Origin of the sequence: Geminicoccus harenae (genome assembly GCF_019800005.1) — a bacterium.
GTDB classification, from domain to species: domain Bacteria; phylum Pseudomonadota; class Alphaproteobacteria; order Geminicoccales; family Geminicoccaceae; genus Geminicoccus; species Geminicoccus harenae.
In genome coordinates this window covers 239830-264732 of sequence record NZ_JABGCL010000001.1, presented here as the reverse complement: position 1 = coordinate 264732, position 24903 = coordinate 239830, and the positions used below count along the sequence as shown (strand labels likewise).

Annotated in this window: 24 protein-coding genes; 14 read left to right on the top strand and 10 right to left on the bottom strand. The window is 69.1% G+C overall.

Features of this window, described 5'->3' with window-relative positions; translation table 11 throughout:
- Positions 1-5: 5 nt before the first annotated feature.
- Positions 6-1223, bottom strand: coding sequence for an alpha/beta hydrolase family protein (locus HLA95_RS01175; RefSeq protein ID WP_222182097.1), 1218 nt, complete (start codon positions 1221-1223; stop codon positions 6-8).
- A gap of 370 nt (positions 1224-1593) precedes the next feature.
- Here HLA95_RS01175 and HLA95_RS01170 point away from each other — a divergent pair, with 370 nt between their 5' ends.
- A complete protein-coding gene (locus HLA95_RS01170) occupies positions 1594-2607 on the top strand; it encodes an extracellular solute-binding protein (RefSeq protein WP_191060624.1) in 1014 nt (337 codons plus the stop codon).
- Entirely contained in the window at positions 2604-3158 is a 555-nt protein-coding gene (locus HLA95_RS01165; RefSeq protein ID WP_222182095.1) for a regulatory protein RecX, read from the top strand. The genes HLA95_RS01170 and HLA95_RS01165 overlap by 4 nt, the downstream gene beginning before the upstream one ends.
- Here the strand turns inward: HLA95_RS01165 and HLA95_RS01160 are convergent.
- Both HLA95_RS01160 and HLA95_RS01155 read right to left on the bottom strand, forming a co-directional pair.
- A complete protein-coding gene (locus tag HLA95_RS01160) occupies positions 3155-4519 on the bottom strand; it encodes a glycosyltransferase family 87 protein (RefSeq protein ID WP_222182093.1) in 1365 nt (454 codons plus the stop codon). The two genes, HLA95_RS01165 and HLA95_RS01160, sit on opposite strands and share 4 nt — an antisense overlap.
- 150 nt (positions 4520-4669) lie before the next feature.
- A complete protein-coding gene (locus HLA95_RS01155) occupies positions 4670-6277 on the bottom strand; it encodes a hypothetical protein (RefSeq protein ID WP_222182091.1) in 1608 nt (535 codons plus the stop codon).
- Positions 6278-6520: 243 nt separating this feature from the next.
- On the opposite strand from HLA95_RS01155, the gene HLA95_RS01150 reads away from it, so the two are divergent.
- The 5 genes from HLA95_RS01150 to HLA95_RS01130 all read left to right on the top strand — a co-directional run bounded on the left by HLA95_RS01150 (position 6521) and on the right by HLA95_RS01130 (position 11539).
- Positions 6521-8113, top strand: coding sequence for a sulfatase-like hydrolase/transferase (locus HLA95_RS01150; RefSeq protein ID WP_222182089.1), 1593 nt, complete (start codon positions 6521-6523; stop codon positions 8111-8113).
- Positions 8114-8202: 89 nt separating this feature from the next.
- Complete coding sequence (locus HLA95_RS01145) at positions 8203-9105, top strand: nitrilase-related carbon-nitrogen hydrolase (protein ID WP_191058572.1); 903 nt, start codon at positions 8203-8205, stop codon at positions 9103-9105.
- Positions 9102-10133, top strand: a complete 1032-nt coding sequence (locus HLA95_RS01140) for a histone deacetylase family protein (RefSeq protein WP_191058573.1) — start codon at positions 9102-9104, stop codon at positions 10131-10133. The genes HLA95_RS01145 and HLA95_RS01140 overlap by 4 nt, the downstream gene beginning before the upstream one ends.
- Positions 10134-10277: 144 nt before the next feature.
- Complete coding sequence (locus HLA95_RS01135) at positions 10278-11096, top strand: metallophosphoesterase family protein (RefSeq protein ID WP_191058574.1); 819 nt, start codon at positions 10278-10280, stop codon at positions 11094-11096.
- A 71-nt stretch (positions 11097-11167) separates the two neighbouring features.
- The gene (locus HLA95_RS01130; protein WP_191058575.1) at positions 11168-11539 is read left to right on the top strand and encodes a hypothetical protein; all 372 of its coding nucleotides are present in this window, start codon (positions 11168-11170) and stop codon (positions 11537-11539) included.
- A 20-nt stretch (positions 11540-11559) separates the two neighbouring features.
- On the opposite strand, the gene HLA95_RS01125 is transcribed toward HLA95_RS01130, so the two are convergent.
- Together HLA95_RS01125 and HLA95_RS01120 are read right to left on the bottom strand one after the other, a co-directional pair.
- Positions 11560-12999 (bottom strand): PQQ-dependent sugar dehydrogenase, encoded by a 1440-nt coding sequence (locus HLA95_RS01125; protein ID WP_191058576.1) that lies wholly within the window; start codon positions 12997-12999, stop codon positions 11560-11562.
- A 453-nt stretch (positions 13000-13452) separates the two neighbouring features.
- Positions 13453-13947, bottom strand: a complete 495-nt coding sequence (locus tag HLA95_RS01120) for an RT0821/Lpp0805 family surface protein (RefSeq protein ID WP_191058577.1) — start codon at positions 13945-13947, stop codon at positions 13453-13455.
- A gap of 195 nt (positions 13948-14142) precedes the next feature.
- On the opposite strand from HLA95_RS01120, the gene HLA95_RS01115 reads away from it, so the two are divergent.
- From HLA95_RS01115 to HLA95_RS01105, 3 genes are read left to right on the top strand one after another with little or no spacing between them, the layout of a single operon-like run.
- A complete protein-coding gene (locus HLA95_RS01115; protein ID WP_191058578.1) occupies positions 14143-14982 on the top strand; it encodes a DMT family transporter in 840 nt (279 codons plus the stop codon).
- 15 nt (positions 14983-14997) lie between these two features.
- Positions 14998-15888 (top strand): DMT family transporter, encoded by an 891-nt coding sequence (locus HLA95_RS01110; RefSeq protein ID WP_222182087.1) that lies wholly within the window; start codon positions 14998-15000, stop codon positions 15886-15888.
- Between the two features lie 8 nt (positions 15889-15896).
- The gene (locus HLA95_RS01105) at positions 15897-17174 is read left to right on the top strand and encodes an amidohydrolase family protein (protein ID WP_255591219.1); all 1278 of its coding nucleotides are present in this window, start codon (positions 15897-15899) and stop codon (positions 17172-17174) included.
- Between the two features lie 92 nt (positions 17175-17266).
- On the opposite strand, the gene HLA95_RS01100 is transcribed toward HLA95_RS01105, so the two are convergent.
- Positions 17267-17449, bottom strand: coding sequence for a helix-turn-helix domain-containing protein (locus tag HLA95_RS01100; RefSeq protein WP_191060925.1), 183 nt, complete (start codon positions 17447-17449; stop codon positions 17267-17269).
- Positions 17450-17768: 319 nt separating this feature from the next.
- On the opposite strand from HLA95_RS01100, the gene HLA95_RS01095 reads away from it, so the two are divergent.
- From HLA95_RS01095 to HLA95_RS01080, 4 genes are all read left to right on the top strand, one after another.
- Positions 17769-18206, top strand: a complete 438-nt coding sequence (locus HLA95_RS01095) for a ribonuclease domain-containing protein (RefSeq protein ID WP_191060924.1) — start codon at positions 17769-17771, stop codon at positions 18204-18206.
- A gap of 26 nt (positions 18207-18232) precedes the next feature.
- On the top strand, positions 18233-19294 hold the full coding sequence (locus HLA95_RS01090; RefSeq protein WP_191060923.1) for a glucose 1-dehydrogenase: 1062 nt from the start codon (positions 18233-18235) through the stop codon (positions 19292-19294).
- 136 nt (positions 19295-19430) lie between these two features.
- Positions 19431-20012 carry a cell cycle transcriptional regulator TrcR gene (locus tag HLA95_RS01085; protein WP_322100085.1) on the top strand — a complete coding sequence of 194 codons (582 nt, stop codon included), beginning with the start codon at positions 19431-19433 and terminating at the stop codon, positions 20010-20012.
- A 60-nt stretch (positions 20013-20072) separates the two neighbouring features.
- Positions 20073-20567, top strand: a complete 495-nt coding sequence (locus HLA95_RS01080; protein WP_223861629.1) for a DUF2165 family protein — start codon at positions 20073-20075, stop codon at positions 20565-20567.
- A 30-nt stretch (positions 20568-20597) separates the two neighbouring features.
- Here HLA95_RS01080 and HLA95_RS01075 read toward each other — a convergent pair whose 3' ends face one another.
- The 4 genes from HLA95_RS01075 to HLA95_RS01060 form a co-directional block, all read right to left on the bottom strand.
- Positions 20598-21704, bottom strand: a complete 1107-nt coding sequence (locus tag HLA95_RS01075) for an NAD(P)/FAD-dependent oxidoreductase (protein ID WP_222182083.1) — start codon at positions 21702-21704, stop codon at positions 20598-20600.
- Positions 21705-21706: 2 nt separating this feature from the next.
- Positions 21707-22255 carry a hypothetical protein gene (locus HLA95_RS01070; RefSeq protein WP_191059635.1) on the bottom strand — a complete coding sequence of 183 codons (549 nt, stop codon included), beginning with the start codon at positions 22253-22255 and terminating at the stop codon, positions 21707-21709.
- A gap of 123 nt (positions 22256-22378) precedes the next feature.
- The gene (locus tag HLA95_RS01065) at positions 22379-23554 is read right to left on the bottom strand and encodes a M20 aminoacylase family protein (RefSeq protein ID WP_191059634.1); all 1176 of its coding nucleotides are present in this window, start codon (positions 23552-23554) and stop codon (positions 22379-22381) included.
- Positions 23555-23687: 133 nt separating this feature from the next.
- Positions 23688-24806 carry a branched-chain amino acid ABC transporter substrate-binding protein gene (locus tag HLA95_RS01060; RefSeq protein ID WP_223861507.1) on the bottom strand — a complete coding sequence of 373 codons (1119 nt, stop codon included), beginning with the start codon at positions 24804-24806 and terminating at the stop codon, positions 23688-23690.
- Positions 24807-24903: the final 97 nt, after the last annotated feature.

The window sequence follows — 24903 nt, the reverse complement described above, 5'->3', positions numbered from 1 at the left end:
GCACGTTACGGCTCGTCGAACCGGGTCTTCCACGCCGGCACCGCCCGGGCAAACGTGCCCCGGTGCGAGGTCGGGCCGGTCGAGATCGCCTCCACCTGCGGATTCCCGTTCCCGATGGCGCGCTGGTAGGTCATGGCGAGTTGGCCCAGCTCGGTCGCGATCACCTCGTCGCTCTCGCCGTAATAGTTGCGCACCGGCGTCCGGATGATCCAGCGATAGGCCTGCGTCGCGGCCACGAGGCGGCCATAGGCGGATTCGGCGAAGAACTGCGGATCGAAATAGTCGGGTCGGATCAGCTGGCGCAGGTCGGTCGGGACGTCGGCCGGATCGAAGGGCTGCCGCTGGTAGGCCTTGCGCGAGACCTCGTAATGCTCGTCGTTGATGAGCGAGCGCGCCAGCCCCGGCACACCGTAATAGTTCTCGAACGAGAAGGACGACAGGATGAACAGCGTCGTCACCCAGGGCGCGTCGTTCTCCCGCGGGAAGTTGAGAAAGCCGTTGAGCGCCGCGAAGACATCGACCGGCGCGCTCGCCGTTGCGACCGCCGCGACCGGCACGCCCGCACTTTCCAGCTTCTCCAGGAAGGCCATGGTGACGAAGCCGCCCTGCGACCAGCCGGCCAGGAACAGCTCGTCGCTGTCGAGCCCGAGATCCGCCAGCACCGCACGGCTGGCCATCAGCATGTCGAAGGTCGCCTGCTGGTGGCTGCCCTTCACCATGTAGCCTTCCGGCTCCTCCGACTGGCCCATGCCGAAATAGTCGGCGCCGATCAGCAGATAGCCCTGGCCCGCGAACTGCGCGATCATCAACTGGGTCTCGGGCGACTGCTCGGGGAAGGACGGCACCTCCTCTTTGCCGTACACCGTGCCGTGCTGGTAGGAGACCATCGGCAGGGTCGTGCCTGCCACCTCGGGCACGGCCAGCAGGCCGGTGGCGACGATCGGCCGGTTGCCCCGCTCCGGGATCACGGACGGATAGGTGACGCGAAACAGCCGGACCGCGTTGGTGGCCGGCGTGTAGCTCGTCGTGATCCCGGCGAATTCCTGGGTATCCACCTCCAGGATATGGTTCAGGCGCTGGGCGTCCCAGCGGGCCAGGAACTGGTAGCTGATGCCCGATGCGAGCCGGACCGGCTCACCCTCCTGCGCGTGGGCCGTAGGCGGGGCGCTGGCGATGCCGAGCAGCAGGGCGAGGAGCGCGGCGAGCCGTGCAAGTGTTGACATCATTCTCTCCAGGCCGGGGCCGCGACCGCAAGATCAATTCCGGACGAGGTGGCCGTCCCGGCTGCATCATCACGCGTTTTTCTGTCTTGGTGTAGCCGCCGCCGATGTTTTTACTGGAAGTCAGTCAGCGTCCAGTTCGGCCCTGTCGGGAACGGCACAGCTCGACGCGAGTGTTGCCGAAACCGGGCAAGCTGCCGGGCGGTCCGTATGGCGCGTCTGGCGGACGGCCGGCTCGGTCACCGGAAGCAGCGGCGCCCTCAACCATGAACCGCCTTCCGTCCCATCTCTTCCAGGGCCAAGATCGGCCCACGGACGAACGGGCGATGGGGACGGACAGGTGAGCAACAGGCTGGTGGCGACGACGGCAGCCATGGTCGTGGCGCTGGGCGCGGCGAGTGGTGCCGCTCACGCGGACACGGTGAATTTCTACAACTGGAGCAACTACTTCCCGCCGGAGCTCCTGAAGAAGTTCGAGCAGGAGACCGGCACCAGCGTCGTGCTGGACGTCTACGATTCCAACGAGACCATGCTCGCCAAGCTGCAGGCCGGAGCCAGCGGCTACGACATCGTGGTGCCGAGCGACTACATGGTCCCGGTCATGATCGAGGCCGATCTCCTGGAGCCGTTCGACGCTTCGACCTTGGAGAGCTTCGCCAACATCCAGACCTCCTTCGCCGACCCCTGGTTCGACCCCGGCCGCAAGTACAGCGTGCCCTACATGTGGGGGACCACCGGGTTCAGCTACGACAGCGAGCGGGTGCCGGGCGGTAAGCTGGAGGAGAGCTGGAAGTCGTTCTTCGAGCCGCCGGCCGAGCTCAACGGCCAGGTCGCCGCGCTGAACGACGAGATCGAGCTCTGGAACGCCGCCGCCTTCTATCTGGGCCTGGACCAGTGCAGCGAGTCGACCGAGGACGCGCAGAAGATCCTGGCGGTCCTGGAGAAGCAGAAGCCGGTGCTGGCCATGTACCAGTCGGACGGCACGATCGAGCGGATGATCGCCAAGGAGGTGATCATGCACCAGCAGTGGAACGGTGCCGCGCACCGCACCAGGGAGCAGTTGCCGAGCCTGGTCTACGTGTACCCCAAGGAGGGTATCTCGATGTGGCAGGACAATTTCGTCATCCCGAAGGGCGCGCCGAACAAGGAGGGGGCGAAGAAGTTCCTGGCCTGGGTGATGAAGCCCGAGAACATCGCGCAGGCCTCCAACTTTACCGGCTACAACAACGCCATCGAGGGCTCGGCCGAGTTCATGGACGAGGCGCTGAGCAGCGATCCGGCCGTGGTGATGCCGAACGAGTATGCCGATCGCCTCAGGCCCGCGCGCGACTGCTCGGAAAAGACCCGCGAGCTGCGCAACCGGGTGTTCACGCGTCTGAAGAAGTGAGCGGCGGCCTGCCGGACCAGGACGAGGCCAGGCTCGTCCGCGAGCTGGTGACCGCCGGGCTGCGCTACCTGGCGCGGATCTCGGCGAGCCAAGCCTCGGTCCGGCGCGTCCTCCTGCGTAGGCTGGCCAAGCTCCGCCCGCCCGAGCCCGGCGCCGACCCGGCGGAGCTCGACCAGCGCCCGGTCGAGCAGGCGCTCGAGCGGCTGGTGGAACTCGGCTATGTCGACGATGCCGTGTTCGCCCGCGGCCGCGGCCGCACGCTGGTGAACCGCGGCCTGTCGCGCCTGGGCATCCGCCACCACATGGCCCGCCAGGGGGTGGATCGGGACACGGCGGATGCCGCCCTGGAGGCCATCACCGAGGAGATCCCCGAGCCCGAGGCTGCGGCCGCGCGGGCCTTCGTGCGCAAGCGCCGCCTGGGCTGGCACCGGCCCGAGGACGAGCGCGCCCCCAACCGCCAGGCCGACCTCGCCCGCCTCATGCGCCACGGCTTTCCGGCAGACATCGCCCGTGCGGCGCTGGACGAGCCGGAGGAGGACGAGCGCGCCTAGCAGCCGTTTAGGCGGCACCGGCCCAGGCCGGCCGGCTGGCGGCGCAGTTGCAGCAGCGCCAGCAGCAGCGCCATGACCAGCCAGGGCATGGGCAGCAGGGCGCGGGCCTGCGGCAGGTCCCGGAGCTCGGGCGTGGAGGAGATCCAGCTCGTCACCCAGCCGTTGAAGCGGGTGAACAGCAAGAGGAAGAGCACGAGGATGCCGGCCCGCCACCAGCGGCCATGGCGCTCCACGTCGCTGGCTGCCCGCAGGTACAGGCACAAGAAGCCCGGCAGCAGGAGGAACAGGTCGTAGGTGCGGTGGTAGACCGCCGTCGCCGACAGGGCGGCGACGATCGCGAAATCGAGGAGGTGCTCCTCCTCCGTGCGCGGTGCCTGGCGCAGCACGAAGGCCGTGGTCGCGCAGAGTACCACCAGCGCCAGCAGCACCGCCGCCCCGGCCAGGCCCGACGGCGCACCGAACAGGCGCAGCAGCAGCGCCTCCAGATGAATCATGTTGTAGTTGATCGTGAACCGCTCGCCCGGGTGGGTCGAAAGGAATTCCCCGCGTGCGTCACGCAGCTCCAAGGCCTGGCTGTACTCGAGCAGCCTGGTCAGGGGCTGCCCGGTCAGGACCAGCGGCAGGACCGTCAGGGCCAGCACGCCCAGAGCCGCCATCGCCACGAGCCGCCAGTTCCCTCGCAGGAGATGATACAGCGCGAACAGCGGCATGAACGAGGGCTTGAACGAGGTCAGGGCCAGCGCGATGCCGGCCGGCGCGCGGCGGCCGCTGCGCTCGAGCATGAAGGTGGCGAGCAGGAGGACCAGGATCAGGATCCCCCACTGCGTGTTGCGCAGGTTGATGTACAGCCCGATGCCGGGCAGGGCCGCCAGAAAGGCGAGCTCCACCAGCCCGACCGGCCGGAACCAGGACAGGATCCGGCCCATCAGCACCAGCGCCAGCACGGTCAGGGCGACATTGACGGCGAGCAGCAGGCGGGCGGCCTGCTCGATCGGCAGCCGCGTCCACAGCGCGAAGAAGGCCGAGGCCTGCGGCGGGTAGACATAGATGGCCCGGAGCTTGCGGTTGTACTCGGGACTTTCGGGGTCGAACCTGGCGAGCTCTGCCCAGAACGTCTTGGCATCGTAAGGCGACACGCGCTCGCGCCAGAGTTCCCCGGCGGCGTAGAAGACCTTGAAGTCGAAGAACACCCGGTTGCCCGGAAGCACACCGTTGCGGATGGTGCCGACGACGCCCAGGAGGATGAGGAACACGCAGCCGCACTGGATCAGGCGGCGGCGCCAGGCCGGCATCGCCCCGCCGATTCGTGCCACGCTGGCCATCAGCAGCCCCATCCGGGCGGCCTGCCCGCCCTCCCCCATGGTGCCGGGTTGCCAGAGCGGCGGCCGGCCCGGGCGTCGGCACGCTCCGGCATCAGGCGCAGGTGCATCTTGCCGTGCTCCTCGACAGAGGTCCCATGGATAGCGGATAGCGCTCGTCGTGGCTCCATGACCTCGATCAGCGGCGTCGTGCTATTCTCCCGGTGCCTCCGCCACGCGGAACAGCGCCGCCGTGTCGTTGGCCGTGAGCAGGTCGAGCTTGTCGGGGTTGACCCGGTGCAGGTCCGGGACGCCGCCCGCGTTCAGGATCAGCACAAAGTCATACTGCCGGGCCCAGTCCTTAAGGTAGGGCGCCTTTGCCAAGTCCTCCGGGTCCAGGCCCGTCCGGGCGGCTTCCGGCGAAAGGAGGCGATAGCTCGGCGGACGGCCTTCGGGCAGCGAGAGCGCATCATAGGGTGGCCGGGCACGCAGCGGCTGCTTGCCGGGCTCGGCGAACAGCAGCGGCCAGAAGGCATTACGCTCGATCGAGAGCAGGGCGGCCAGATGGAGGAAGGTCGAGGCGAGCCCGGAGACCTGCCGGCTTCGCCGCATGCCTTCCTGCCAGTAGCGCGGATTGTCCTTCTGCTCGCTGATCGCGACCAGAACCTTGCTGCCGGGCTCCACGCCGGCGATCGCCTCGCGCACCCGGGCGACATCGACCCGCGAATCGATCCATACCAGGACGAGGATCGCCATCCGGACCAGGAACAGCAGGGCAAAGCCGGTGCCGGCGGAGGCTGCCAGCCAGCGCGGCAGGCGATCGGGAACCATGCCGGCGAACAGCAGGAAGCCCATCATGGCCGGCATCCGGTAGTCCACGAAGGACGCGCCCATGAGCAGGAACGGCGACAGGAAGTAGCCGAGGCCCAGCACGAGCATGGCGATGACCGTGCACGGTGGCACCCTCATCCAGCCCCGCCACCAGGAAAGCAGGACGAACGCGCCGACCAGTGCGCCCGTGCCAAAGTCGAGCCCCACCCAGTAGTTGAGGAAGGGCAGGAACAGCCCGGCCGGCTTGCTGCCGAGCGGCCGCCAGTCCGCCGCTGCCGGATTGTCGCTGATGGGCGCCAGCGCGAGGAAGAGGACCGGAACCACGAGCACGCAGCCCAGCATGAGGGCGCTGCGCAGGAGTGCCGGCCAGACCGGTTGGCCGGGGCGCTGCTGCGGATGGAGCCGCATGAGCTCGTAGGAACCCAGCAGCACGGCCAGGAACAGCACGCTGAAGATGTGGAGGAAGAACAGCACGATGGCGCCGAGCGCAGCGCCGAGCACGGTCGCAGCCGGCATCCGGTTGCGCCACGCGATCCAGCCGGCCGCGACGATCAGGGCCAGGCCCAGCCCGATCTGGAAGTTCATGAACCCCAGCAGGGTGATGCCGTTATAGGCGACCAGGCCCGAGCCCAGGGACCAGAACGACCAGTTCCCGAACAGCGCCCGGCTGAACAGGATGGCGCCCGCGACCGGCAGCAGGACCGTGATCGCCAGCATGACCTTGCCGGCCGCGAACAGCGGCATGAACTGCAGCATCGGCGGCATGACGAGGTCGATGGCGATGTTCGGGATCAGGCCCCATTGGATCTCGTACATCCGGCTCAGCACCGGGTTGGCCGGCCCCTCCGCCAGGATCTTCATGCGGGCCAGATGGTTCGGGTAATCGAGGATCGGGGGTATTTCCGCAGCGAAGAGCGGAATCAGCAACACGACCGCCAGCAGCGCCGCCGTCACCCGCCAAAGCACGGGCGCCGAAAGACGACCATCCACGCGACGACCGCCCTGAGCTTCCATCGACAGTCCCGATGCACGGACCGGCTGCCCGCCTCGATCCTGCAGCAATAGCACTTCTCCGACCGAGGTTCCGGGCAGCGGCTGCGGCCGGCCCTCGAGGGAGGCGGCCTCCCGGGGCGCACCGTCCTGTTCCTCAAGCAGGCAGTTGACGGCACGGCGATCAGGACCGCTACGATCGGGAATATGGGTAAAATATCCGCAATGAGCGGGGAGGACGCTTTGTTCCGGAAAATGTTTCACCTGCCCCTCTACCCCTTCCTGCTCGCCGCGCACTTCCCCCTCTTCGTGCTGACCCGCAATCTCACCCTGCCGGGCCTCGACGTGGCCGTGCGGCCGATCCTGGTGATCATGGCAGGCACCCTCCTGGCCATGGTGCTGCTCTGGCTTCTGCTCCGCGACCTCCACCGCGCCGCCTTGTGGGCGGCGCTGGGCCTGGCCCTCGTCTGCTACTTCAAGCTGGCGGCCCCTGTGTTCGACCAGCTGATCGGGCTGGTGGCCGAGCCGCTGTCCCATCGCTACCTGCTGGCGGGCCTGATCGTCCTGGCGATCCCGGTGCTCCTGTTCGCGCGCCCCGGACCGGATGCGACCAGGATCGCCAATCTCGTGATGCTGACCATGCTGGTCTTCCCGGTGACGACCCTGCTCGGACGCGAGTCCCGGGCCGACGATGCCGGCGCGCGCGCCGCGGCCGAGCGGCAGCGGCAGGCCCTGTTCGGTGGGGCCGCCTCCACCGGAACCCCGCCCAACATCGTGCACGTCGTGCTGGACGGCTATGGGCGGGAGGACGTGCTGGCCGATCTGTACGGCTTCGACAACCGGCCCTTCCTGGACCAGCTGGCCGCGCTGGGGTTCCAGATCGCAGATCGGGCGACCACGCCCTACAACCAGACGCTGCTGGTGATGAACAGCGTGCTCTCGGCCGGCTATCTGGAGGACCTCCAGCCCGCGGAGCCGCCGGCCGACCTGCGCCAGACGCTCCAGGAGGCACTGCGGCACAACCCGGTGATGACGACGCTGCGCGGGTTCGGCTACCAGACCGCCGCCTTCGACGTACGCTACGATCCGGTGCGGATGGAGCAGGTCGACCGGCTGCTGGCGCCGCACCTGCTCTCCAACTTCGAGATGATCCTGCTGGAGGAGACCCTGATCGCCGATGCGGTGCGCGTCATCGACCTGAACGAGCCCAGCCTCGACCCCGCCATGTTCGGGCAACCCTACGAGGCCGACCTCACCCCGCCCTTCTTTCTCTACGTTCATGCCCTGGCGCCGCACCCGCCCTTCGACCTCGACCGCCACGGCACCAAGATCGCACCGGCCGGCGGCTCGGTCGGGCTGAACGACGGCTCGCACTTCATCAGGGACGAGCCGACGCGGCGTCGCTTCTACCGGGACGGCTATGTCGACAAGCTGATGTTCACCAACGATGTGGTGCTGGCTTACGTGACACGGCTGCTGGAGCGCATGCCCGAGCCTAAGCTGATCATCATCCACGGCGACCATGGCGGCGGGCTCTATTTCGACCATGATTCGGTCGAGCGGAGCTGCCTGATCGAGCGGTTCTCGCCGCTGCTGGCCGTATATGCCAGCGACGGCCGGCTTGAGCTGCCTCCCGACCTGAACCTCGCGAATCTTTACCGGCTGGTGTTCAACGCCTATTTCGGCACGGATCTGGAACTGCTGCCCAGCCGCAGCGTATTCGCCGGCTGGGAAGAGCCGGCACGGCAGACCGTGCTGACCCCGGAGCAGCTTCGCCGCTCCTGCCCGGCCGGGCCTGAGGTGCTGGACGAGGTATCGGCGGCACAGCCACGCTAAAGATGGAACGTGCTGCCCGCCCGGTGGCTTTGACCGTTGCGGCAGCGCGGCTATAGCCGTGGCCCTCCAGCAGACCTCGGGAGATTGCCTTGGAACGGATCGGCCTGGCCCTTTGGGCCTATGACGCGGGCGACCTGCCGGGCGACCTCGACGAGTTGGTGGAGCGGATCGACGCCCGCATGGCCGAGGCCGCCGCGGCCGGCGCCTCGATCCTGGTGCTGCCCGAGTGGAACGTCGAGCAGACCCTGCTCTGGGCGGCCACCCCGCCAGCCCCCACCGCCGAGCCGGGCTTCATGGCCGAGAGCGGTGCCGGCCTGCTCGCCAAGGTGCGCGACCTGCCGGCCAAGCACGGGGTGGCCCTGCTCGCCGGCACCTGGTCGGCCCGGCCGCTCAACGGCTCGGGCATGGTCAACCGCGCGCACCTCGTCTTCCCGGACGGCACGCTGTTCACCCAGGACAAGCTCTGCCTGGTCCCGTCTGAGAAGGACCCGGACGACTGGGCGCTGTTCCCCGGCTCGACCCTCAAGGTGATCACCTGGCGGGGCCTGCGCATCGCCATCCTGATCTGCCTGGACAGCGAGCTGCCGGCTTTGTCCCCGATCCTGGGCCAGGCCGACATCGATCTCCTGCTGGTCCCGTCCAACACCGCCAGGCGGTCCGGCTATTACCGGGTGTTCGGCTGCGCCAAGGCCCGGGCGATCGAGCTGGGCACGCTGGTGGGCGTGGTCGGCTGCGTCGGCACGATCCCTCTGGAGGTGCCGCGCACCAATTTCAGCGGTGCTGCCGTCTATGGCCCGTGCGAGGCTGTGTTCGGCGACGACGGCGTGTTCGCCTTCCTGGAGCCGCGTGACCAGGGCGGCGACCTGCTGATCGCCAAGGACCTGCCGGTCGGCGAGATCCGCCGCCTGCGCCGCGAGCGCGCCTTCGAGGTCTGGCCGGGCCCGTGGTCCGGCGGCCATGTCAGCCTGGAGGAAGTGGAGATCGGCGGGTGAGGACGATCTACAGCCCGGATCATGCGCGCCATTACGGCCAGTCCGAGCTGATCGACGGCAAGCTCCAGCCCTGCTTCGAGAAGCCGGAGCGCGCGTTTCTGGTGAAGGCCCGGATCGAGGAGCGCGGGATCGGCCCGGTGGAGCCGCCGCAGAGCTTCGGCCTGGAGCCGATCCGCCGGGTGCACAAGCCCGACTATGTGGCCTTCCTGGAGACGGCCTGGGCCGAATGGACCGCCCAGCGCGGCCCTTACGACGCCCTGCCGCTGGTCTGGCCGGTGCCGGGCATGCGCCGGGTGCTGCCCGAGACGATCGACGGCAAGCTCGGCTACTACTCGATCGATGCCGGCACGCCGATCACCGCCGGCACCTGGCAGGCGATCCGTGCCTCGGCCGATGTGGCGCTCACCGGTGCGTCCCTGATCGCATCCGGCGGAGAGCGCGCGGCCTTCTCGCTCTGCCGCCCGCCCGGCCACCATGCCGGCAGCGACTTCTTCGGCGGCTACTGCTACTTCAACAATGCCGCGGTCGCCGCCCAGCACCTGCGCGACAAAGGTGCGGCCCGGGTCGCGATCCTGGATGTCGACTACCATCACGGCAACGGCACCCAGGAGATCTTCTACGACCGGGCCGACGTGCTGCTGGTCAACATCCATGCCGACCCGAAGCAGGAATATCCTCATTTCCTGGGCCATGCCGACGAGACCGGCACGGGGCCGGGCGAAGGCCACAACCTCAATCTGCCGCTGCGCTGGGGCACCGGCTGGGCGCTGTGGAGCGAGGCGCTGGAAACCGGCTGCCAGAAGGTCGCGGAGTTCGCCCCGGACGCCCTGGTCGTCTCCCTGGGCGTGGACACGTTCAAGGAAGATCCGATCTCCCAGTTCCGCCTGGAAACCGAGCACTTCCCGCTGATCGGCCAGCGCATCGCAAGGCTCGGCCTGCCGACCCTGTTCGTGATGGAAGGCGGCTACGCGGTGAGCGAGATCGGCGTGAATGCCGTGGGCGTGCTGGAAGGCTATCTGGGCGGCTGACCGGCCCCGCCTGTCGCCGCACGATCGAGATCCTGTCGCGTGCGTGTCGAGCAGCGCCCGCACGCATGTCACCCGGCCATGATCAATCTCCTGCCGATCGGACGACCGTCCTGATCGGAATGTCAGCTCGGCAGGAGCCGGAACATGGCGCACGCCCGCCTGTGCATCGTCTCGGACATTCATTGCGGCCCGGAAACACCCACCAAGAAGGGCAATCGCGCGCTGGAGCTGCTGCGCCCCTTCGTGGATTATGCCCGGATCATGCAGCCCGACGTCCTCCTGGACCTGGGCGACCGCATCACCGATGTCGACACCCCGACCGACCGGCGCAACCTGGTCGAGGTCGCAGCCCGGCTGGGGGCGGTGCGCTGCGAGCGCATCCACCTCCTGGGCAACCATGATGTCGGCCGCATGAGCCGGACCGAGAATGCCGAGATCCTGGGCGTGCCGATGAAGAGCCGGGTGGTGCCGCTGGACGGCTGCCGGATCGTCGTGTGGCAGCCCCATGTCCGGGTGGAAGCCACGGGCCTGCCGCCGGCCGCCAGCACGCTCGACTGGCTGAGAACGGCGCTGGCGGCCTCGGACCTGCCGGCGATCGTGGTGTCGCACGTGCCGGTGTCCGGCCAGTCGCTGCTCGGCAACTATTATTTCGGCCGCGGCTCGAACATCGCCACCTATCCCGACCATGCCGAGGTGCGCCGGGTCGCGGAGGAAAGCGGCAAGGTCGCCTTGTGGCTGTCCGGCCATGTCCACTGGAACAGCCTGACGATCGTGAACGGCATCCCCCATGTCACGATCCAGTCGCTCACCGAAACCTTCACCACCCCGCCCGAGCCGAGCGGCGCCTATGCCGAGCTGGAGATCGCCGGCGGCATGTTCGAGCTGACCGTGCATGGCCGCGACCCGTTCCACCTGCGCCTGCCGTTCCGGCCATCCGGCGAGCGGCGCTGGCTCGGCAAGTGACGACCATCACATGCATGGCTGGCCAGCCGCCTAGTTTTCCGGGAGGTTGGTGGCGGTGGAGGAAACGAACCATGCGCAATCCCGCTCTCGCGGCCCTGGGCGGCCTGTGGCTGGTGGCGCTGATGGCGCCGGCGGCACTGGCGTTCGATGCCGGCGGCTTCGCCTTCCAGCAGCACCAGCACAGCCTGCAGCGCCAGCAGGCCGGCGTGGACGACGATCCCGCGGCCGGAGCGAATGGCACGCTGCCCGCCGGCACCCAGGAAGCGATGCTCCGGGAGATGGAACAGCTCAAGGAACAGGCGCGCGCGGAGCTCCAGCCGGAATATGAGCGCCGTGTCGCCGCCGACGGCCGTGAGGCGGCAAACCAGTGGCTGACGGCGGAAGCCCGGGCGCGCGGCGAGCAGGCGGGCCGCCTCCTGCGGAAGAAGTACGGCCTCGACTAAAAGGGCACCCGCGCCCTTCCTCAGCCGTGCCGCAGCCGGCGGATCATGCCGTCCTGCTTGGTCAGGATATAGACCTCGCCGTCCTCGCCCTGGCCGAAGCGCAGGTCGACCCGGCCGTTCATCCCCTGGACTAGGTTCTGCAGGGTGACGGTGCGGCCCTTGTGGCGGAAGGTCAGCTCGCGGATCGTCGCCTGGCGCCCGAGCCGCAGCTCGGCCACCGGCACATGGAACACGCGCCCGTTGGCGATGTCGCCGAACAGGTAGTGGCCGCGCAGGGCCGGCGCCGCGCTGCCGCGATAAACGAAGCCGCCCGCGATCGCCCGGCCCTCGTCATGGTCGTACTGCGCCACGGGATAGGTGTAGTTCGGGTCGTTGGAGGGCAGGCGCGACAGGTTGCGCGGGTTGCGCCGGTCGATGACGAAGGTGCCCTCCCGCAGCGGCCAGCCATAATTGGCGCCCTTGATGCCGAGATTGACCTCCTCGATATGCGACTGGCCGATATCGGTCACGATGAAGGCGCCGCTGCCGCCCGGGTCGAAGCACAGGTTCTGCGGGTTGCGCAGGCCGCGGGCGAAGATCTCGGTCAGGTGGCCGCTGCGGCCGACGAACGGGTTGTCGGCCGGCACGCCATAGGCGCTGCCGTTGCTCTGCTGGAGCGGGTCGATCCGCAGGATCTTGCCATGGGCACGACGCGCCGACTGCGCCGCATCGTGCGGGTCGATGAAGGACGGATTGTTGCCGCCGTCGCCGACGCCGATCAGGAGGTTGCCGTAGAAGCGGTCCGACGGCTTGGCGTTCGGGTTGAACATGATCTGCCCGGTATTGTGGTCGGGCAGGTTCTGCGCGATCCGCAGCACCTCGCGCCGGGACGCCCGGTCGACCCGGGTCGGATCGGCATTGTAGACCTTCCACTCCGCCAGCACGTCATGGAAGTTCGCGGTGAACTTCCCCTCGAACAGGCGCACGTTGCCGGGCCGGCTGCCGACCGTCTCGGTCGTGACCGTATAGAACTTGCGGTGGCCGGGCCTGCCGGGCTTGGCGAAGTCCGGATGGAAGGCGAAGCTGCGCAGGCCCATCTGGTTGCTGGTCGCGAGGAACGCGCTGCCGCGCACCGCCCGGACGTCCAGGAACAGCCGGGCCGCACCGCTCGTCCGGTCGATCAGCCAGATCTTGCCGCGCGTGTCACAGGCGAACAGCCGGCCACTGCCGTCGCCGGCATGGTAGAGCTGGTTCAGCAGCGTGTAGGGCTTGGTGCTGCGGCTGCGCGGCGGCGCGCTGAAGTCGACCAGCTCGATGGCCGGCAGGGAACTCTTCTGGATCCGTGCCGGGATCGGGTCGGTGATGGCCGCCTCGGCCTGCCCGACGAGGTCCGGTAGCCATGCGCCTGCCACCAGGCCGCCAATGCCGGCCATGACCTGCCGGCGGCTCGGTTGCTGCATGGCGATACGGTTGTTCCGCATGTCCCGCTCCCTGATCCATCCTGCCGGATGAGTGCGCAGCGCTGGCGTCCAGCCCGGCAGGACGCACGCGACCGGCAGGCAACCCTTTGGTCCTCAGGGAAGGAGTTAGATCATGTTTCCGGAAAGGCGATGCTTGCGGGGCTGCTGCGACAATGGGGCCGATGGCGGCCGCAGCAAAAAAAGTGGCCGGGTCTTGCGACCCGGCCGAGTAGATCAGGGAGGCTAAATGCTGGAACGAACCGTAGGCTCGCTGACCCGGTGAAACCGGGTCCGGCGGCGAGGGAGCGAACTCGACCTCATCGCCGGCAGGGCACTCCAGGCCGGTGCCTTGCTGCAGTGCAATATGCCGTCACCACCCCCGCCTGACAACCATGCGGATTGTGATGGCAGCCATGCGGTTTCCGGGAACCGCTTGACCTTCCAGAGGCCAACCGACGATCCGGCCCCCGGACGTCAGCCGGTGATCCGCCAGGTGCCGTCCGGCTGGCGGCAGGCCGAGCCGGTCGCGGTCTCCGGCCGCCCGTCCACATAGATCGTGGTCTCGTAGTCGCGGCAGTCATAGGCGCCCTGGCGATAGGTGCGGGTCGGCGTGGTGTAGCCGTAATTGCCGCTGTCCGGGTTGTGCCAGGAGGCCGGCGTGCCGGAGCGGTTGTATTCCAGGGCGTCGTTGGCGGCATAGCCGGCATACTGGCGGTCCATGTCGTCCAGCGAGGAGCCGATCGAGTTGCCGATCATCGCACCCAGGAGCGTGCCGACCGCCGTATAGACGAAGCCGCGGTCGCCGCTGGCGTTCTTGCCGATGGCGGCACCGAGCAGGCCGCCGCCGGCACCGCCCAGCACCGTGCCCATCGTCGCCTTGGGATTGTCGGCATAAAGGTTGTAGCTGGGCCCGGTCGAGCAGGCGGCCAGCAGGCTCAGAATCGGGACAACCATGAGGAGGCGGCGCATCGACATTCTCCGAGATCAGCCGGTTCCCGCCATCCTAGCGCGGGCTGCCTGAACGGAAGCTGTCAGAAACCGGTGCAAATCGAGGGCCGTGCTTGCCCTGCGTCCCGGCGAACGGCTAGGGCCGCCCTGCCTGGTCTGCTCCAGGGGGAGGCCGATCTGCCCACCGCCGCCGACAATCTGCGCGCCGCACTCCTCATGGCGTTCGCCTCGGTCGTGTTCACGGTCAACGACGCGCTGGTGAAGGTCCTGACTGGCGAGGGCGTGCCGATCGGCCTGATCCTGGCGGTGCGCGGCCTGTTCATGGCCCTGATCTTCCTGGTCCTGTTCCGTGGCCAGGGTGACGACTGGCGGCTCTACCAGTTCAAGGATCCGCTGGTGGTGCTGCGCGCCTGTGCCGAGGCGGCGCTGTCCTGGGTGATGTTCACGTCATTGATGCTCCTGCCGATCGCGACCGTGACCGCGCTGTTCTTCACCACGCCGATGCTGGCCACGGCACTGGGCGCCCTGTTCCTCGGCGAGCGGGTGCGGATCTGGCGCTGGACCGCGGTGGTGCTGGGCTTCGTCGGCATCCTGATCGCGACCCGGCCGGGCTCCGCCGCGTTCGAGCCGACCCTGCTCCTGCCGCTCCTGGCAGCCCTGATCGCGGCCCTGCGCGACCTCATCACCCGGCGCCTGGCGCACGGCATCCCGACCAGGGTCGTGGCGATGTCCACCACGGTCGCGACCTGCCTGAGCGGCTTCGCCTCGATCCCGCTCCTGCCCTGGCCGCCCTTGGAACTCACGCTGGTCGGCATCCTGGCCGGCTCGGCCCTGATCTCGGGCGTGGCGCTGTTCGCCTATATCGGCGCCAGCCGGTTGGGCGAGATCAGCTTCCTGGCGCCGATCCGCTACCTGTCCCTGCCAACCGCGGGCCTCCTGGGCTTCCTGGTCTGGGGCGACCTGCCCGACCGCTGGGCCCTGGCCGGCACGGCACTGATCGTGGGCTCGGGCGTGCTGATCTTCTACCGCGAGCAGCGCCTCGCCCGCCGCCGCTGACAGCAGAGGGTTCCCATGGCCGCCGTCACCGACAATCTGCGCGCCGCCGGCTTCGTGCTGGGCGCCATCGCCTTCTGGGCGATCGGCGACACCGTGGTGAAGCTGCTGGCCGAGACCATGTCGGTCCCGGCGATCGTGTTCCTGCGCGGCCTCGTCAGCGTGGTCCTGGTGGTGCTGCTGGCAAGGGCCGGCGGCTGGCGCCCCTCCCGGGAGACCCTCACTCATCCGATGGTGCTGCTGCGCGGCCTGTTCGAGGTGGGGACGGTGTTCACCTACCTGCTGGGCGTGGCGAACCTGCCGCTCGCGGTGGCCAACACCCTGATCTTCACCTCGCCGCTGTTCGGCGTGGCGCTGGGCGGGCTGGTGCTGCGCGAGCGGCTGGGGCCGGCGCGGCTGGGGGCGGTGGCGCTGGGCTTTGCCGGCATGCTGCTGGTGACCGACCCGCTGGGGGCGGCCGCCTCCTGGTGGCTGGTCTTCCCGCTGGCCGGGGCGGTCTTCCAGGCCCTGGGCGACCTCCTGACCCGGCGCATCCCGCAGCATGTCCCGACCGATTCGATCACGGTCGCTACCCTCGTCCTGATGACGCTGGGCGGCGGGATCGGCAGCATCGGCAGCCTGCACCTGCCGAGATCGGGCGAAACCGGTCTCCTCCTGCTCAGCGCGGTGCTCGTGGTCGGTGCCTATGCCTGCTACATCCGCGCCTTCCGCATCGGCGAGATGAGCTTCGCCGCCCCGTTCAAGTACGCCTCGATCCCACTCGCCATGCTGATCGGCTGGCTGGTCTGGGCGGACCGGCCGAGCTTAGGCATGCTCTGCGGTGCTGCGCTCATCATCATGGCCGGCATCCTGATCGTCTGGCAGGATCGGCCGGGCGATGCACAGCCCGCTGGAGTAGGCGACCCTTGAAGCTCGACATGATCGTTCGCAATGCCACCCTGCCCGACGGGCAGACCGGCATGGACATCCTGATCTCGGACGGCCTGATCCAGGCGGTGGGCCCCGGGATCGAGGCATCCGGGCACGAGGAGATCGACGCGGCCGGCCGGCTGGTCAGCCCGCCCTTCGTCGACTGCCATTTCCATATGGACGCAACCCTGTCGCTCGGCACGCCCCGGCTGAACCGCTCGGGCACGCTGCTGGAAGCCATCGCCCTCTGGGGCGAGCTCAAGCCGATGCTCACCCAGGAGGCGGTGATCGAGCGGGCGCTGCGCTATTGCGACATGGCGGTGGCCCAGGGGATCGGCGCCATCCGCACCCATGTCGACGTGTGCGACGACACGCTGACCGGGGTCGAGGCCCTGATCGAGGTGCGCGCCCGGGTGGCGCCCTATCTGACCCTCCAGCTCGTGGCCTTCCCCCAGGACGGCCTCTACCGCTCCCCCACGGCCCGGCAGAACCTCCTGCGCGCCCTCGACCTGGGCGTCGACGTGGTCGGCGGCATCCCGCATTTCGAGCGGACCATGGAGGATGGCCGCCGCTCGGTGACCGAATTGTGCGAGCTCGGCGCCAAGCTCGGCCGGATGGTCGACCTTCATTGCGACGAGAGCGACGACCCCCATTCCCGCCATGTCGAGCAGCTCGCCTACGAGACCCAGCGCCTGGGCCTGAGCAACCGGGTGACCGGCTCGCACCTGACCTCCATGCACAGCATGGACAACTACTATGCCAGCAAGCTGATCGACCTGATTGCCGAGAGCGGCATGAACGCGGTCTGCAACCCGCTGATCAACATCACGCTCCAGGGCCGCCACGACACCTACCCGCGCCGCCGCGGCCTGACCCGGGTGCCGGAGCTGCAGGCGGCCGGCGTGCCGGTGGCGTTCGGCCAGGACTGCGTGATGGACCCCTGGTACTCGCTGGGATCGGGCGACATGCTGGAGGTCGCCCATATGGGCGTCCACGCCGTGCCCATGACCTCGCTCAAGGACATCCGCGCCGCATTCGACGCGGTGACGGTCGTGCCGGCCGCCCTGATGGGCCTGGAAGGCTATGGGGTAGCACCCGGCTGCAAGGCCGACCTAGTGGTGCTGGACGCCGCCGACACGGTCGAGGCGGTGCGCATCAAGCCGGCCCGGCTGTTCGTGCTCCGTGCCGGCCGGGTGGTGGCCCGCGCCGCACCGCGCACCAGCAGCCTGGAACTGCCGGGCCGGCCGGCCTCCGTCACCTTCGGCCGCGGCATCTCCCCCGCCTGACGCCGAGGCCTCGCCCGAAGCCCGTCAGCCGCTGACGGGCTCGAGGTGCAGGGCACAGGACCATGCGCCTGGCGGTCGCGCTGCGGGCGGGGTCAGGCTGGCCTGGTGGCGTGGGTGTCGAGGCAGGCGGCGAGGTCGTGCTGCGTCACGCGCCATTCGCGCCCGAACTTGATGGCGCGCAGCTTGCCGGCACTGATCATCTGCCGGATCGTGCTTTCCTTGAGTTTCAGAATCTCGGCCACTTCGCGCACCGTCAGCAGTGGCTGGATGAGCATGGCGCAGACCTCGGGGAATTCACGGCGTCAAGCGGCGTTAATCCCGTGCTGGCCCACCACGCAACCGTTCTCGGCGCCGCATCGGCCGATGGTTACGTTCTGATGTCGGTATGTCACGCTTTGTCACCGTTTTCTTCGGTTGAAAGCGGTTCTCGATGGTTGCCATCGGCCTCCCGGCCCCCCAAATGGAGATTGTCGCACGTACCACCTTGACGCCGCGTCATCCCCCGACGGTAACGTCCGGCTGATGGCGCGGCGTTCTTTATCGGGCCGCGCTTGGCCCGGTCCGACGGGCTTCGGCTCCATCTGGTCGACGGTGATGCGGCGCATCCTTCCCCTGCTACTGGTTCTGCTCCTGGCCCTGCTGCCGGCACTGGCGCTGGGCGACGTGGCCGAGCTGCGCGCGTTCGGCCGCTCCCTGGGGCTGCGCGACCTGGACGGCTTCGTGGCGGCGGTCTCCGCCATCCGTGAGGACGGCGAATTGCCCGAGCGCTGGATCACCAAGCGCGAGGCTCGTCGGCTGGGCTGGCGGCCAGGCAGCGATCTGTGCGACGTGGCCGATGACCATGCGATCGGCGGCGACCGGTTCGGCAATCGCGAGGGCCTCCTGCCCGACCGCAAGGGCCGGCGCTGGCAGGAGGCCGATCTCGACTTCGCCTGCGGCCGGCGCGGTGCCAAGCGGCTGGTCTTCTCCAATGACGGCCTGATCTTCGTCACGATCGACCATTACGACAGCTTCCATGAGGTGCCGGAATGACCGCAGGCGGCCGGGAGGGGTCATCCGTGCGGCGCGTCCTGGTCGGCGCGGACCTGCCCACGCGCCAGGCGGCGTTCGACCGGCTGGCCACGCTCGCGGACCTGCCGGCAGGGGCGGTACGCAACCTGGACGCCCTGTTCGACGTGCTCAGCACCGATGCGCCGGGCCCGTTCGAGATCGTCTGGCGCCACCCTCGCGGCAGCGGGCTGGACGCGGTGCTGGACGTGCTGCAGGACGTGGCCGCGGAGCGGGACGACGTGCGGGTCGTGATCGAGGCGACCGGCGCGCAGTTTGCCGAGGATGGGATGAGGATGCGCTTTACCGACAAGACCGTGATCGTGACCGGTGCCGCGCAGGGGATCGGGCGCGCCTGCGTCGAGGCGTTCGCCGCCGAGGGTGCCCGGGTCGTGATCGCCGATGTCGACGCGGGCCAGGGCGAGCGCCTCGCTGCCGAGCTGCGCGACCGGGGTACCCAGGCCCTGTTCCATGCGACCGATGTCGGCGACAAGGCAGCGGTCCTGGCCATGGTCGAGGCTGCCAGGAACTTTGGCGGCGGCATCGACGTGCTGGTCAACAATGCCGGGATCATCCGGGCCGGCGACTTCCTGGACCTGGACGAGGCCGACTTCGACACCGTGTTGCGCGTCAACCTCAAGGGCGCCTTCCTGTGCAGCCAGGCGGCGGCCCGGGTCATGGTCGAGCAGGGCAAGGGCGGTGCCATCGTCAACATGTCCTCGGTCAACGCGGTCCTCGCGATCCCGAACCAGACCCCCTACAATGTCAGCAAGGGCGGGCTGAACCAGCTCACCAACGTCACGGCCCTGGCGCTGGCCGACAAGGGCATCCGGGTGAACGGGGTGGGCCCCGGCTCGATCATGACCGACATGCTCAAGACGATCATGGTCGACCAGGCGGCGCGGACGAAGGTGCTGGCGCGCACCCCGCTGGGGCGCTGCGGCGAGCCGGACGAGGTGGCCCGCGTCGTCCTGTTCCTGGCCTCGGACGATGCCGCCTATGTCACGGGGCAGACCGTCTACATTGACGGCGGCCGGCTCGGTCTCAACTATACCGTTCCGGTGCCCGACTGAGACGCCGCTTGAACCGTGCCGGGCGTTCCGTCAATAGAGCGCCTGGAATTGTGCCCATGCGACGCGGCGCACCTCCGGCCAGGGGGCGCCGCGTCGTCGTTTCGAGGAAGAAGGTGGATCGATGGATCGCCCGCTGATGCCGAAAGCCACGGCCGTATGGCTCGTGGAGAACACCGGTTTGACCTTCGAGCAGATCGCCGAGTTCACCGGCCTGCACACGCTCGAGATCAAGGGGATCGCGGACGGCGAGGTGAATGCCGGGGTGCGCGGGCTGGACCCGATCGGTGCCGGCATGCTGACGCGCCAGGAGATCGACCGGGTCTCGAAGGACCCGAATGCGCGGCTGCGCCTGCAGCGCTCGATCGCCGACACCAAGCTCGTGCCGAAGAAGAAGGAGCCGCGCTACACGCCGCTTTCCAAGCGGCAGGACCGGCCCGACGGCATCGCCTGGCTGTTGCGCAACCACCCCGAACTGTCCGAGCAGCAGATCTGCAAGCTGCTGGGCACCACCAAGAACACGATCCAGCAGGTGCGCGACCGCACCCACTGGAAGAGCCAGGACATCCGCCCGCGCGACCCGGTCCTGCTGGGCCTGTGCTCGCAGCTCGAGCTGGACGACGCGGTGGCGCGCGCCCGGGTCGCCAACCCCAAGGCGGTGCGCACCGAGCCGCTGCCGCCCGAGGACGGCGAGGAGATGCAGGCGCCGATCTTCGAGTGATGCCGGCGGCACGGGCCGTGCATGCCGTCATCCCCTGCCCCGGCCGCCGCTAGACCGGCCGTGGACGTGCTCGTCCTGCGCCTGTCGCGGCTGGCCGGCGTCGTCACCGTCGCCCTGTTCTTCACCCTGGTGGCGCTCGGCAACCTCACCGACCCCGGCGGCAACTGGCCGTTCGTCCAGCACGTCCTGGCTATGGACACGACGTTCGGCGACAGCCGCCTGATGTGGCGGGCGATCACCGACCCCTGGCTGCAGCGCCTCGCCTTCGGCCTGATCATCCTGTGGCAGGTGGCGACGGCGGCGGTGCTGTGGATCGGCGTCCTTCGGCTCGGGCGCACGCTGCGGGCCGACCGGCCGGCCTACCTGGTCGCCCGCAGCTGGGCGGTCGCCGGCCTTACCCTGGGCCTCCTGCTCTACGGGCTGGGCTTCATCGTGATCGGTGGCGAATGGTTCGCCATGTGGCAGTCCCAGACCTGGAACGGCCAGGACAAGGCCGCGATCTTCCTGCTCCTGATCGGCCTGGCGCTGTTGCACCTGACCGGCCCGGAAGGCTGACGGCAGCACCTGGGGCTCCCTGCCGGGAGCTTACCCGTCGATCGTGGCCAGCCGCGCCGGCGACAGTTCCGCCAGCAGGGCCCGCAGCTCGTCCGGCACGTCCCGCCCCGTGGCCAGGGCGGCGGCGATCTCGGCCAACGCCGGTGCGGTCATGAATCCGGCACCACCCTGCCCGGCCAGCCAGAGGAAGCGGTCGTGCCCGGGCAGGCAGCCCACCACCGGCGAGTGGTCGGGCACGAAGCTGCGCAGGCCTGCCCAGCGATGGTGGATGCGCCGCGGCTCGTGGCCGGTCAGGCGGGCATAGCGGTCGATCGCCACCGCCACGTCCCATTCCTCGGCGTGGACGTCCTGCGGCGGCACCTCGGTCGCATCGGCCGGCGACAGGAGCAGGCGGCCGCCCTCGGGCTTGAAGTACCATGTCTCGGCGATGTCGATCGCCATCGGCCAGCCGGACGGGTCGCTGCCCGGCGGCGGGTCCACCGTCACCGCGGTGCGGCGCAGTGCCTTCAGGCCCAAGGGCGGCATCCCTGCCAGCCGCGCCAGCCCGTCGGCCCAGGCACCGGCGGCATTCACCACCAGCTCCGCCTCGACCAGGCCGGCGGAGGTGGCGAGCCGGTAGCCGCTGCCGACAGGCTCGATGCCGGTCACCTCGGCATTGCACCGTAGCGTGCCGCCCGCCGCCTTGAGGCTGCGCAGGCAGAGCTGGAGAAAGCGGTGGTCGTCGATCGCCGCGGCGGCACGATCGAGCACGCCGCCGATCACCGCCTCCGGCCGGAGGATCGGCACCAGATCCAGCACCTCGCCCGCCGCCAGCCTTGCCAGGCCGGTCTCGGCGGCAAAGGCCTCCAGCAGCGCCTCCTGGCCGGGCGAGGCGACATGCAGCATGCCGCGCGGGTGCAGGAGCGGACCGCCGGGATGGCCGGCATCGGCCAGGAACGCCTGGCTGGCCAGCGCCAGGCGGCGCACCAGCCGATTGCCGTAGGCGGTGGCGAACATGGTGGCGGAGCGCCCGGACGCGTGGGTCCCGGGCTGTGCCTCGCGTTCCAGCAGGCAGACGGAACGGTGCGGTGCGATCCGGGCCGCAGCACTGGCCCCGGCGATCCCGGCGCCGACGACTGCGACCTCGACCCGCAGCACGGTCAGCGGCGTTCGCGTCCGGCGCTGCCGGGATCGACCGGCTCGACATGGAGCTGCCGGTCCGCCCAGAAGCGCTGGGACAGGAGGCGGCGGTCGCGCTCGATCAGGTCGGCAATGGCGCGCAGCTTGGCAGCCGCACTGCTCGGTAGCGTGCCGGGCCGGACCATGACCCGCACCGCCGGGATGTCGACCAGCTCGTGGCGCAGCCGCACCATCGGCTCGTCCCCCTCCGCGGTGGAGGCGAGGTCAAAGCTGACGAACTCCTCCGGCTCGCGGGCGGCATAGCCGTCGAGCAGGTCGTCGCGGCTGGGCACCTTGGCCGGCCCGTCCTCGACCATGCCCAGCGACAGCAGCTGCTTGATCTCGCGCGGCTGGTGGTTGAACACCTGCCGGGCATGGCGGAGTGCCTCCAGCGTGCCCTTCTGCAGGGCACGGCGGATCGCGTGCCACAGCAGATGGTCCTCGCCCAGCATCAGCTCCACGACGGGCTGCAGCTCGCCGAGGAACAGGGTCAGGCCGCGCTGCTCCCCCGGGTAACGTTCGCGCTGCATCCAGCCTGCCTCATGACTGTCACGAAGCAGAGCTTAAGGACTTCCTAACCATCCCGGAAGTGGGCTTGTCCGCCGGGAGATGCGCCAGGGGGTGCCCGGCGCACGGGGCCAAGTCCCGAGGGCTCAGCCGGCCGCCAAGTGCCGGTCGACCAGCCCGGTCCACCAGGCCATGCCCACCGGCAGGGCGGCGTCGTTGAAGTCGTAGCGGGCATTGTGCAGCACCCGCCCCTCCTCGAAGCCGCCGATGCCCATCCAGATATAGGCACCCGGGACCTGTTCCAGCATGAAGGAGAAGTCCTCGCCGCCCATCGACGGCAGGGGATCGCGCACGACGTTCTCGGCACCCACCACCTCGGCGGCGACCGCGGCACCGAAGTCACGTTGCTCGGGATGGTTGATGGTCGGCGGGTAGCCGGGCCGGTGGTGCAATTCGGCGCGCACCCCGAACGCTTGGCCGAACGCCTCCACCATCTGCCGGATGCGGCCGATGATCCGCTCGCGCGTGTCGGCGCGGAAGGTGCGCACCGTGCCCTTCAGCGTCGCCGTGTCGGGCACGACGTTGAAGGCGGTGCCGGCATTGATCGCAGTGACCGACAGGACCGCGCGGTCCATCGGGTCGGTCTCGCGGCTGATGATGTTCTGGAGGGCCGAGACGAGCTGGGCGGCCGCCACGATCGGGTCGATCCCGGTGTTGGGCATCGCGGCATGGCAGCCCTTGCCGGCCAGCTCGATGCGGATCTCGTCGGTGCCGGCCATGGCCGGGCCCTGGTGCATGGCGAAGGTGCCGACCGGCATCTGCGGCCAGTTGTGCAGCCCGTACACCACCTCGACCGGGAAGCGCTGGAACAGGCCGTCCTCCAGCATCCGCTTGGCCCCGGCACCGCCTTCCTCGGCCGGCTGGAAGATCACCACCACCGAGCCGGCGAAGTCGCGCGTCGCCGCCAGGTGCTTGGCAGCCCCCAGCAGCATGGCGGTGTGGCCGTCATGGCCGCAGGCATGCATCCGCCCGGGATTGGTCGAGGCATAGGGCTTGCCGGTCAGCTCGGTGATCGGCAGGGCGTCGATGTCGGCGCGCAGGCCGATCGCCCGGTTGCCCGGCCGCCTGCCCCGGATCAGGCCGACCACGCCGGTGCCGCCCATGCCGGCCACCACCTCGTCGACGCCGAACTCCTTGAGCTTCTCGGCCAGGAAGGCCTGGGTCGCATGCTCCTCGTAGCCCAGCTCCGGATGCGCGTGCAGATGCTGCCGCCAGGCCGTCACTTCCGGCACGAGGGCCTCTATTGCCGCAGGTATTCGCATCGATCACTCCGCTCGGGAACTGGTCCAAAAACGTGAAAGGGAGCCCGAGGCCGGGCTCCCTTCCTTGTAACAGCCGGATGCCGGCCAGGGCAGCACCCAAGGAGGCCCCTGGCCGCGCGCGGCGGCCTCCTGCCTACTGGACCTGGGTGTAGGCCCCGTCCTTGTACTCGAACCAGACATAGGTGTTCTCGGTGAGATCACCCTTCTCGTCGAAGCCGATCGAGCCGATCACCGTGTCCCAGCGCTTGGAGCGCATCGTCTCGGCGACCTGGGCGGCATCGGTGGTGCCGGCCTCGTTGGCCGCCGCCGCCCAGACCTGCACCGCGGCATAGGTCGAGAGCGTATAGCCCTCCGGGTCGTAGCCGCTGGCCTTGAACTCCTCGACCACCTTCTGCGCGGTCGGCAGGTTGCGCGCCTCGGCGGCGTTGGTGAACCGGGTGCCGTCCGACGCCGGGCCGGCGAGCTGCGCGTACTCGATCGTGTTCAGCGCATCGCCCGAGAACAGCGGGGCGTTGAGGCCCTGCTCGGCCGCCTGGCGGGCGATCAGCGCCGCCTCGGTATGGTAGCCGCCGAAATAGATCGCCTCGACGTTCTGCGACTTCAGCTTGGTGATCAGCGCGGTGAAGTCCTTGTCCCCGGCGGTGATCGCCTCGTAGGAGACCTCCTGGAGCCCGCCTTCGTTCATGAACTGCTTGGTCAGGTCGGCCAGGCCCTTGCCGTAGGTCGACTTGTCGTGGATCACCGCGACGTTCTTGCCCTTGAAGTTCTCCGCCATCCACTTGCCGGCGAAGTCGCCCTGCTGGTCGTCACGGCCGCAGGTCCGGAACACGGTGGTGATGCCGTTCTCGAACGGGCCCTCGGTATAGGCGGGGTTGGTCGAGGCGGGCGAGATCTGCAGTATGCCCTGCTCGGCATAGACGTCGCCGGCCGGGATCGAGGAACCGGAGCAGAAATGGCCGGCCACGAACACCGCACCCTGGTCGGCCAGGTCGTTGGCAACCGCCACCGCCTGCTTGGGATCACAGGCATCGTCGCCGATCGCGAGCCGGAGCTGCTCGCCGTTCACCCCGCCGGCAGCATTGATGTCCTTGACGGCCTGTTCCGCACCACGGCGCAACTGCTCGCCGAACGCGGCATAGGCGCCGGTCATGGGACCTGCGGAAGCGATCACGATTTCGGCCTGCGCCATCGCCGTGCTGCCCAGCAGCGCTGCGGCGAAGGTCGCCCCGGTCATCCACCTGGAAAGCTGCATAATTTTTTGCTCCCGCTTTCGAAAAAGCCCACCGATCCACTTCACGGCGCCCCGCCCTCGACCGCGGGTCGGGCGCGCCAACTTCTGCGACTTTAAC

What these genes read in the sequence shown, in the direction of transcription:
- HLA95_RS01175 (WP_222182097.1), bottom strand. Translation starts at nt 1,223, where the DNA reads ATGTCAACACTTGCACGGCTCGCCGCGCTCCTCGCCCTGCTGCTCGGC.
- HLA95_RS01170 (WP_191060624.1), top strand. Translation starts at nt 1,594, where the DNA reads ATGGTCGTGGCGCTGGGCGCGGCGAGTGGTGCCGCTCACGCGGACACG.
- HLA95_RS01160 (WP_222182093.1), bottom strand. Translation starts at nt 4,519, where the DNA reads ATGGGGGAGGGCGGGCAGGCCGCCCGGATGGGGCTGCTGATGGCCAGC.
- HLA95_RS01135 (WP_191058574.1), top strand. Translation starts at nt 10,278, where the DNA reads ATGGCGCACGCCCGCCTGTGCATCGTCTCGGACATTCATTGCGGCCCG.
- HLA95_RS01130 (WP_191058575.1), top strand. Translation starts at nt 11,168, where the DNA reads ATGCGCAATCCCGCTCTCGCGGCCCTGGGCGGCCTGTGGCTGGTGGCG.
- HLA95_RS01125 (WP_191058576.1), bottom strand. Translation starts at nt 12,999, where the DNA reads ATGCGGAACAACCGTATCGCCATGCAGCAACCGAGCCGCCGGCAGGTC.
- HLA95_RS01120 (WP_191058577.1), bottom strand. Translation starts at nt 13,947, where the DNA reads ATGCGCCGCCTCCTCATGGTTGTCCCGATTCTGAGCCTGCTGGCCGCC.
- HLA95_RS01115 (WP_191058578.1), top strand. Translation starts at nt 14,143, where the DNA reads ATGGCGTTCGCCTCGGTCGTGTTCACGGTCAACGACGCGCTGGTGAAG.
- HLA95_RS01110 (WP_222182087.1), top strand. Translation starts at nt 14,998, where the DNA reads ATGGCCGCCGTCACCGACAATCTGCGCGCCGCCGGCTTCGTGCTGGGC.
- HLA95_RS01105 (WP_255591219.1), top strand. Translation starts at nt 15,897, where the DNA reads ATGATCGTTCGCAATGCCACCCTGCCCGACGGGCAGACCGGCATGGAC.
- HLA95_RS01100 (WP_191060925.1), bottom strand. Translation starts at nt 17,449, where the DNA reads ATGCTCATCCAGCCACTGCTGACGGTGCGCGAAGTGGCCGAGATTCTG.
- HLA95_RS01095 (WP_191060924.1), top strand. Translation starts at nt 17,769, where the DNA reads ATGCGGCGCATCCTTCCCCTGCTACTGGTTCTGCTCCTGGCCCTGCTG.
- HLA95_RS01085 (WP_322100085.1), top strand. Translation starts at nt 19,431, where the DNA reads ATGCCGAAAGCCACGGCCGTATGGCTCGTGGAGAACACCGGTTTGACC.
- HLA95_RS01070 (WP_191059635.1), bottom strand. Translation starts at nt 22,255, where the DNA reads ATGCAGCGCGAACGTTACCCGGGGGAGCAGCGCGGCCTGACCCTGTTC.
- HLA95_RS01065 (WP_191059634.1), bottom strand. Translation starts at nt 23,554, where the DNA reads ATGCGAATACCTGCGGCAATAGAGGCCCTCGTGCCGGAAGTGACGGCC.
- HLA95_RS01060 (WP_223861507.1), bottom strand. Translation starts at nt 24,806, where the DNA reads ATGCAGCTTTCCAGGTGGATGACCGGGGCGACCTTCGCCGCAGCGCTG.